This window comes from Streptomyces sp. IBSBF 3136, assembly GCF_036815105.1.
In the GTDB taxonomy this organism is placed as follows: domain Bacteria; phylum Actinomycetota; class Actinomycetes; order Streptomycetales; family Streptomycetaceae; genus Streptomyces.
This window is the reverse complement of sequence record NZ_JAJSZC010000304.1, coordinates 1-7,526: the sequence shown is the minus strand read 5'-3', so window position 1 is coordinate 7,526 and position 7,526 is coordinate 1. Positions and strand designations below refer to the sequence as shown.

Here is a 7,526-nt window from a genome sequence, read left to right as displayed (position 1 = left end):
GGCCGGGTGGGTGCGGTCGGTATCGCTCCTGAGGCGCGGGAGACCGCGCGGCCCCCCGGACCGCGCCTCCCGCCGGGGCTCAGCGGCGTTCGAGGGGCGGCGGAGGGCCCGGCAGCGGCAGGGCGCGGCGCTCGGCGCCGACGGTCGTCCGCTGGGCCGGGGTGTCGCGGGTGGCGCGGTTCGTGGTTGTCGGGCGCGGCGGACGTGCGCCGGGCGGGGGACCGCCGGGTGGGTGCGGTCGGGTGTGGTCCCTGGGGTGCGGGATCCGCGCGGCCCCCCGGACCGCGCCTCCCGCCGGGGCTCAGCGGCGTTCGACGGACGGCGCCGAACCCGGCAGCGGCCGGCCGGCGGACTCGGTCATCCGCCAGACCGCGAAGCCGCCCACGACCGCGGCGGCCATCATGTAGTACGCGGGCATCATCATGTTGCCGGTCGCGCCGATCAGCGCGGTGACCACCAGCGGGGTGGTGCCGCCGAACAGGGACACCGACACGTTGAAGCCGATCGACAGGGAGCCGTAGCGGACCCGGGTCGGGAAGAGCGCGGGCAGCGCCGCGGGCATGGCGGCGGTGAAGCAGACCAGCAGCAGGCCCAGGGCGCCCATGCCGAGCCCCACGGCCAGCAGGCTGCCCTGGCGGATCAGCAGCAGGGCCGGGACGGACAGCAGCAGGAAGCCCGCACAGCCGACGGCGATCACCGGGCGGCGGCCGACGCGGTCGGTCAGGGCGCCCGCGAACGGCTGGACGATCATCATCAGCGCCATCACGGCGAGCACGACCAGCAGCCCGTGGGTCTCGTCGTACTTCAGCTCACTGGTGAGGTAGCTGGGCATGTACGACAGCAGCATGTAGTCGGTGACGTTGAAGACCAGCACCAGGCCCATGCACAGCAGCAGCGCCTTCCACTGGCCCGCGACCATCTCGCGCAGCGGCACCTTCGGCCGGGCGGCCTCCGCCTTCTCGACCTCGGCGGCGAAGGCCGGGGTCTCCTCGAGGCGCATCCGCAGGTAGAGGCCGATGATGCCCATCGGGCCCGCGATCAGGAACGGGATCCGCCAGCCCCAGGAGAGCAGGTCGTGCGTGGACAGCAGGGCGGTCATCAGGGTGACCAGGCCCGCGCCGCCGATGTAGCCGGCCAGCGTGCCGAACTCCAGCCAGCTGCCGAAGAAGCCGCGCCTGCGGTCCGGCGCGTACTCGGCGATGAACGTCGAGGCGCCCGCGTACTCGCCGCCGGTGGAGAAGCCCTGCACCAGGCGGGCGGCCAGCAGGAGCAGCGGCGCTCCGACGCCGATCGTCGCGTACGACGGGATCAGGCCGATCGCGAAGGTGCCGGCCGCCATCATGATCATGGTGACGGCGAGGACCTTCTGGCGTCCCACGCGGTCGCCCAGCGGGCCGAAGACCATGCCGCCGAGCGGGCGGACCAGGAAGGCCGCGGCGAAGGCGCCGAAGGTGGAGAGCAGCTGCGCGGTCGGGTTGCCGGAGGGGAAGAAGACCTTGCCCAGGGTGACCGCGATGTAGCTGTAGACACCGAAGTCGAACCACTCCATCGCGTTGCCGAGCGCGGCCGCCTTCACGGCGCGCTTGACGAGGGCGGGGTCGGTGACGGTGACGTCGGACGCCATGCGGGCCCTGGGGATCTCCAGGGAGGGGGTGACGGCTGTGACGGTCGCCAAAACGGGCTCGCCTACCTTTCGACGGGGACGGGGCGCGACCCGGACGGCGGCGGTGGCGTGCGACGGGCCGAAAAACGACGATAGGGCGCCTTGGGGCCCTTACGTCCCGTACGCGAGTAGATGCATAGTGCAGCTAAAGGGTGCGTACGCAGGTACGTCTGCCCGCTCCCGACCAGGAATGACGCCCCTGCGTTGTGATCCTTGTCGCGTCACCAAGCGGACATTTCGGACGCCTGGGGGGTGATCCGGCCCCCGGCCGGGCGCCGGGGGCCGGCCGGTTCCTACATCCGCTGGATGATCGTCCCGGTCGCGAGCCCGCCGCCCGCGCACATCGTGATCAGCGCGAACTCCTTGTCGGCGCGTTCCAGCTCATGAAGGGCGGTGGTGATGAGGCGGGCGCCGGTCGCGCCGACCGGATGGCCGAGCGCGATCGCGCCGCCGTTGACGTTGACCTTCTCCAGGTCCTGCTCGAACACCCGGGCCCAGCTCAGCACCACGGAGGCGAACGCCTCGTTGATCTCGACCAGGTCGATGTCCCGCAGGGTCATGCCGGCCTTGCCCAGTACGGCGTGGGTGGCGTCGATGGGGCCGTCGAGATGGAAGTGCGGATCGGCGCCGACCAGCGCCTGGGCGACGATCCGGGCGCGCGGCCTGAGCTTCAGGGCGCGCGCCATGCGCTTGGACGCCCACATGACGGCCGCGGCGCCGTCCGAGATCTGCGAGGAGTTCCCAGCGGTGTGGACGGCGGTCGGCATCACCGGCTTCAGCCCCGCCAGCGCCTCCGGCGATGTGTCGCGCAGCCCCTCGTCCCGGTCCACCAGCCGCCACATGCCCTGCCCGGCGTGCTGCTCCTCCTCCGTGGTGGGCACCTGCACGGCGAAGGTCTCCCGCTTGAAGCGCTCCTCCGCCCAGGCCCGCGCCGCCCGCTCCTGCGAGAGCAGACCGAGCGCGTCCACGTCCGCGCGGGTCAGGCCGCGGTGCCGGGCGATCCGCTCGGCCGCCTCGAACTGGTTGGGCAGGTCCACGTTCCACTCGTCCGGGAACGGCTTGCCCGGCCCGTGCTTGGAGCCCGAGCCCAGCGGCACCCGGGACATCGCCTCGACCCCGCAGCTGATGCCGACGTCGATCACACCGGCGGCGACCATGTTGGCCACCATGTGCGCGGCCTGCTGCGAGGAGCCGCACTGGCAGTCGACGGTCGTCGCCGCCGTCTCGTACGGCAGTCCCATGGTCAGCCAGGCCGTGCGCGCCGGGTTCATGGACTGCTCGCCGGCGTGGGTCACCGTGCCGCCGACGATCTGCTCGACCGCGTCGGCGGGGATGCCGGTGCGGCCGAGGAGTTCACGGTAGGTCTCGCCCAGCAGGTAGGCGGGGTGCAGATTGGCGAGCGCGCCGCCGCGCTTGCCGATCGGGGTGCGTACGGCTTCGACGATCACGGGTTCCGCGGCCATGGGGGTGCGTCCTCTCCTCGGTCGCCCGCGCGGCGCGGGAGCGTCCCGGCCCGCCCGCCACGCAGAACTAGAACGCGTACTAGTTCTGGTCGCAGTCTGCTGACATGGTGTCCGTCGCCGCAAGGGTCGTGCAGCCCCCGAAGTCGGGAGCCGCGCGAACGACCCGCGAAATTGAGGCCGACGCACGTCTTGCGACTTGTAGAACCCGTTACTACCTTCACGGCAGCCGTATACCTGATGGGCCGTCAGAACGGACGACGGGAGCCGCCGATGCACTGCCCCGCGCTGCCCGACGGGTTCGACTTCACCGACCCCGACCTGCTGCACCAACGCGTGCCCCTCCCGGAGTTCGCCGAGCTGCGTCGCGCCGAACCGGTCCGCTGGATCCCGCAGCCCCAGGGCCTGGCGGGTTTCGCGGACGGGGGCTACTGGGCCGTGACCCGGCACGCGGACGTCAAGTACGTCTCCACCCACCCGGAGATCTTCTCCTCGACCCTCAACACCGCGATCATCCGCTTCAACGAGCACATCCGGCGGGACGCGATCGACGCCCAGCGGCTGATCCTGCTGAACATGGACCCGCCCGAACACACCCGGGTCCGCCAGATCGTGCAGCGCGGCTTCACGCCACGTTCCATCCGGGCCCTGGAGGACCGCCTGCGCTCACGCGCCGAGGCGATCGTCGCGGCCGCCCGCGCCCGCTCGGGACCCTTCGACTTCGTCACCGAGGTCGCCTGCGAACTGCCCCTCCAGGCCATCGCCGAACTGATCGGCGTCCCCCAGGAGGACCGGTCGAAGATCTTCGACTGGTCCAACAGGATGATCGCCTACGACGACCCCGAGTACGCCATCACCGAGGAGGTCGGCGCGCAGTCGGCCGCCGAGATCATCGCCTACGCCATGAACATGGCCGCCGAACGCAAGCGGTGCCCCGCCCACGACATCGTCACGACCCTGGTGGCCGCGGAGGACGAAGGCAACCTGAACTCCGACGAGTTCGGCTTCTTCGTGCTGATGCTGGCGGTGGCCGGCAACGAGACCACCCGCAACGCCATCACCCACGGCATGCACGCCTTCCTCACCCACCCCGGCCAGTGGGACCTCTTCAAGCGCGAGCGACCGGCGACCACCGCCGAGGAGATAGTCCGCTGGGCGACCCCGGTCAACGCCTTCCAGCGCACCGCCACCCAGGACACCGAACTCGGCGGGGCCCGGATCGGGAAGGGCGACCGGGTCGGCCTGTTCTACGCCTCCGCCAACCACGACCCCGAGGTCTTCGCCTCGCCCGGCGCCTTCGACATCACCCGCGACCCCAACCCGCACCTCGGCTTCGGCGGTGGCGGCCCCCACTACTGCCTCGGCAAGTCCCTCGCGGTCCTGGAGATCGACCTGATCTTCAACGCCCTCGCGGACGCCATGCCGTCCCTGCGCCTGGTCGGCGACCCGCGCCGGCTGCGCTCGGCCTGGATCAACGGGGTAAAGGAACTCCGGGTCACCACGGGCTGAGCCCCCCCGGATCGGGGCCGACGGCTCCCGGCGCCGCCGGCCCACCACGAGGGAGGCAGGAACAACCCGTCCCTATGCCCTGTTCCTGCCTCCCCCGAGCCCCCCGGCTCCCGAGCCCGTCGCCGTTCACTCGCGGCCCGAGGCCACCACGGCCAGCACCCCCGCGGCCGCCGCCGCGATCAGCAGCGGGACGCCGAGACCGTGGTGGAGGACCAGCCAGGCGCCGAGCGCGGCGCCCACGACCATCGCGACCACCGACGCCGTGCGGCGCGGGGAACGCCGGCCGGTGCCGTCACCGAGGCGGGAGTCGGCGGCCAGGCCCGTCAGAGTCATCGTCAGCACCGTGGTCGTCAGGTCCGGGACGCCCAGCCTGCGCACCGTGGCGTTGCGCAGGCCCATCGCGAAGGCGGTGAGCGCGATCAGGGCGTAACGGGTGCCCGTGGTGCCCGGTCGGCCGAAGCCCACCGCCGCCGCCACGCCGACCAGCAGCGCCTCCGCCGCCAGGATCAGCCGCGCCCACCTGCGGCGCGACCCCCGCCCGTACCGCGCCGCCGCCCGGCCGCCCGCCACCGCGCCGAGCAGGAAGCAGACCAGTGAGGTGGCGGTGCCCGGGACCGAGAATCCGGGCGCCCCGGCGGCGGCGAACCCCAGGACCACCACGTTGCCGGTCATGTTGGCGGTGAAGACCCGGCCGAGGCCCAGGTAGCTCACCGCGTCGATCAGGCCGCTGACCACCGTCAGCACCAGCAGCACGGCCGTCAGCCGCACCCCGCGCCCCTCCGCACCGGCCGTCGGTGTCGTCATCGTTCCTCCGGTCTGCCGGACGCGCGGGACGGTGAGGAGATCACCGCCGCGCACGCGGGGGACGTTCGGATGCCCCGGCGAAGCCTGCGTCCGCGGCGATCCGGACCTGGCAGAGGACACGCCCGCCTCGGGGGAAAAGCAGCCCGGTCGGCGGATGCGCGGGGCGGTCGCGGTGGCTGCTGCGGTGGTGGTGACGGCTGCGTGTGGCGGTGGTGGTGACGGCTGCGGTGGCGGTGGCGGTGGCGGTGGCGGTGGTGATCACACTCGCCGGGGCCGCCACGGCTCGCGGCCCGGCTCCGGCCGCCGTGCCGCTCGCAGCCGTCCGGACATGCGCGCGCACCCTCGCCGGGTGCGGGGCGAGGGTGCGGGTGCTGAGTGCGGGGCCCGTCGACCGTGGGTCGTACCGGGCGGCCCCGGCCGGCGTCGCGCGCTGCGTCCACAGCGGGGCGGCCTGGGGCTGGGTCGTGCAAGGGGGGTGGGCCGTCCGCGGCCCGAGGGGTGCTGCTGCCGGCCGGCTCAGTACCAGCCGTTGGCCTGCCAGAAGGACCAGGCCTTGGCCGGGCTGCCGTAGCGGGAGTTCATGTAGTCCAGGCCCCACTTGATCTGGGTGGCCGGGTTGGTCTTCCAGTCGGAACCGGCCGAGGACATCTTCGAGCCCGGCAGGGCCTGGACCAGGCCGTAGGCGCCGGAGGAGCTGTTGGTGGCGGAGGGGTTCCAGCCGCTCTCGTGCGCCACGATCTTGCTGAACGCGTTGAACTGCGCGGCGTCCGGGATCATCTTGTGCGCGATCGTCTGAGCGGAGGAGGCCGTGGAGGGCGCGGCCTGGGCGGGCGCCGCGGTCAGCGCCATGCCGGCGGTGGCGGCGGCCAGGGCGGCGGCGGTGAGGGCCTTCTTCGGGGAAGCGATGCGGCGGACGAAGGAGACGGACACGGAGAACCTCTTGCGTCGGGGACGGGGGATCGCCCGCATCCGGACCACCTGACGTGGCGGCCGCATACGTCGGCGCCCTGACCCGTTCGGGCTCGTGGCGCCTGGCGACGTCGTCCAGACAAACAGGCCCGAGCCGCGCCCGCAATGACCCCTTTTACTAGTTGTGGCCGGATCTGCGGCAAAGGTCGTCCGTGTGGCGTGGCTCTCAAAGCGCAGGTCGGAAGGGGTGCGCGGGAGGCCTTATCGGACATTTCCCCCTACGGCCCCAGGTCGTAGGTGACCTGCGTCATGTGGGGCGCTTCACCGGCCGCCTCACGGTCCGCGAGCGAACCCTCACGGTCCGGGTGCGTCGAATGTGACCGCGGTCTCGAAAGCGGCCCGCCGGGTGGCCCGGCGCAGGGCGCGCAGCAGCGCCGGCCCGACGAGCAGGGTCAGCAGGACCGTGCAGACCGCACGGCCCAGGTCCCAGCCCATGGAGGTGGCCAGGCAGTACGCGGCGAACCGGGCCAGGTTGGCCGGGACCGCCGCGTGCGGGTCGAAGGCGATGTTCGAGGTGAGGGCCCCCATGAACGGCCAGCCGGCCAGGTTCATGACCGTGCCGTAGGCGAAGGCCGCGACGAAGCCGTAGCCGGCCAGCAGCAGCAGTTCCCCGCGGCCGCGCAGCCGGGACCGGCCGGGCAGCAGCCCGGCGCCCATGGTGAACCAGCCCATGGCCAGCATCTGGAACGGCATCCACGGCCCGACCCCACCGGTGAGCAGCGCGGACGCGAACATCGTGACCGAGCCGAGCACGAACCCGAAGCCGGGACCGAGCACCCGTCCGCTGAGCACCATGAGGAAGAACATGGGCTCGATCCCGGCGGTGCCCGCGCCGACCGGCCGCAGCGCCGCTCCGGTCGCGGCCAGCACACCCAGCATCGCCACGGCCTTCGGACCGAGACCGGACTCGGAGATCGTCGCCGCCACGACCGCGACCAGCAGCACCAGCAGCCCCGCGAACAGCCAGGGCGCGTCCTCGGCGTGCGCGCTGAGCCGCGAACTGGGCGGAGCGAGGAAGGGCCAGCAGAAGGCCACCACACCGACCGCGCTGACCAGCCCGAGAGCGGCCAGGGAGCGGGGGCCGAGGGGTACGGCGCGTACGGCGCGCGGGGCGCGGGTGG

The 7,526-nt window shown here is 72.7% G+C and carries 6 protein-coding genes; 1 reads left to right on the top strand and 5 read right to left on the bottom strand.

The window, feature by feature from the left end; genetic code table 11:
• Positions 1 to 301: 301 nt before the first annotated feature.
• Positions 302 to 1,624 carry a glycine betaine/L-proline transporter ProP gene (proP, locus tag V7E45_RS36895; RefSeq protein WP_333778651.1) on the bottom strand — a complete coding sequence of 441 codons (1,323 nt, stop codon included), beginning with the start codon at positions 1,622 to 1,624 and terminating at the stop codon, positions 302 to 304.
• A 332-nt stretch (positions 1,625 to 1,956) separates the two neighbouring features.
• On the bottom strand, positions 1,957 to 3,126 hold the full coding sequence (locus V7E45_RS36890; RefSeq protein WP_333778650.1) for a steroid 3-ketoacyl-CoA thiolase: 1,170 nt from the start codon (positions 3,124 to 3,126) through the stop codon (positions 1,957 to 1,959).
• 270 nt (positions 3,127 to 3,396) lie between these two features.
• On the opposite strand from V7E45_RS36890, the gene V7E45_RS36885 reads away from it, so the two are divergent.
• The gene (locus tag V7E45_RS36885; RefSeq protein ID WP_333778649.1) at positions 3,397 to 4,632 is read left to right on the top strand and encodes a cytochrome P450; all 1,236 of its coding nucleotides are present in this window, start codon (positions 3,397 to 3,399) and stop codon (positions 4,630 to 4,632) included.
• Positions 4,633 to 4,758: 126 nt separating this feature from the next.
• Here V7E45_RS36885 and V7E45_RS36880 read toward each other — a convergent pair whose 3' ends face one another.
• The 3 genes from V7E45_RS36880 to V7E45_RS36870 all read right to left on the bottom strand — a co-directional run.
• Positions 4,759 to 5,436, bottom strand: a complete 678-nt coding sequence (locus tag V7E45_RS36880; protein ID WP_333778648.1) for a YoaK family protein — start codon at positions 5,434 to 5,436, stop codon at positions 4,759 to 4,761.
• 516 nt (positions 5,437 to 5,952) lie between these two features.
• Positions 5,953 to 6,366: a transglycosylase SLT domain-containing protein gene (locus V7E45_RS36875; protein ID WP_333778647.1), complete on the bottom strand. Its 414-nt coding sequence runs from the start codon at positions 6,364 to 6,366 to the stop codon at positions 5,953 to 5,955.
• Between the two features lie 333 nt (positions 6,367 to 6,699).
• The coding region (locus V7E45_RS36870; protein ID WP_333778646.1) for an ECF transporter S component at positions 6,700 to 7,526 on the bottom strand (827 nt) is incomplete at its 5' end.

Coding starts and splice junctions, on each gene's coding strand:
- V7E45_RS36880 (WP_333778648.1), bottom strand. CDS start 5,436: ATGACGACACCGACGGCCGGTGCGGAGGGGCGCGGGGTGCGGCTGACG.
- proP (WP_333778651.1), bottom strand. CDS start 1,624: ATGGCGTCCGACGTCACCGTCACCGACCCCGCCCTCGTCAAGCGCGCC.
- V7E45_RS36885 (WP_333778649.1), top strand. CDS start 3,397: ATGCACTGCCCCGCGCTGCCCGACGGGTTCGACTTCACCGACCCCGAC.
- V7E45_RS36890 (WP_333778650.1), bottom strand. CDS start 3,126: ATGGCCGCGGAACCCGTGATCGTCGAAGCCGTACGCACCCCGATCGGC.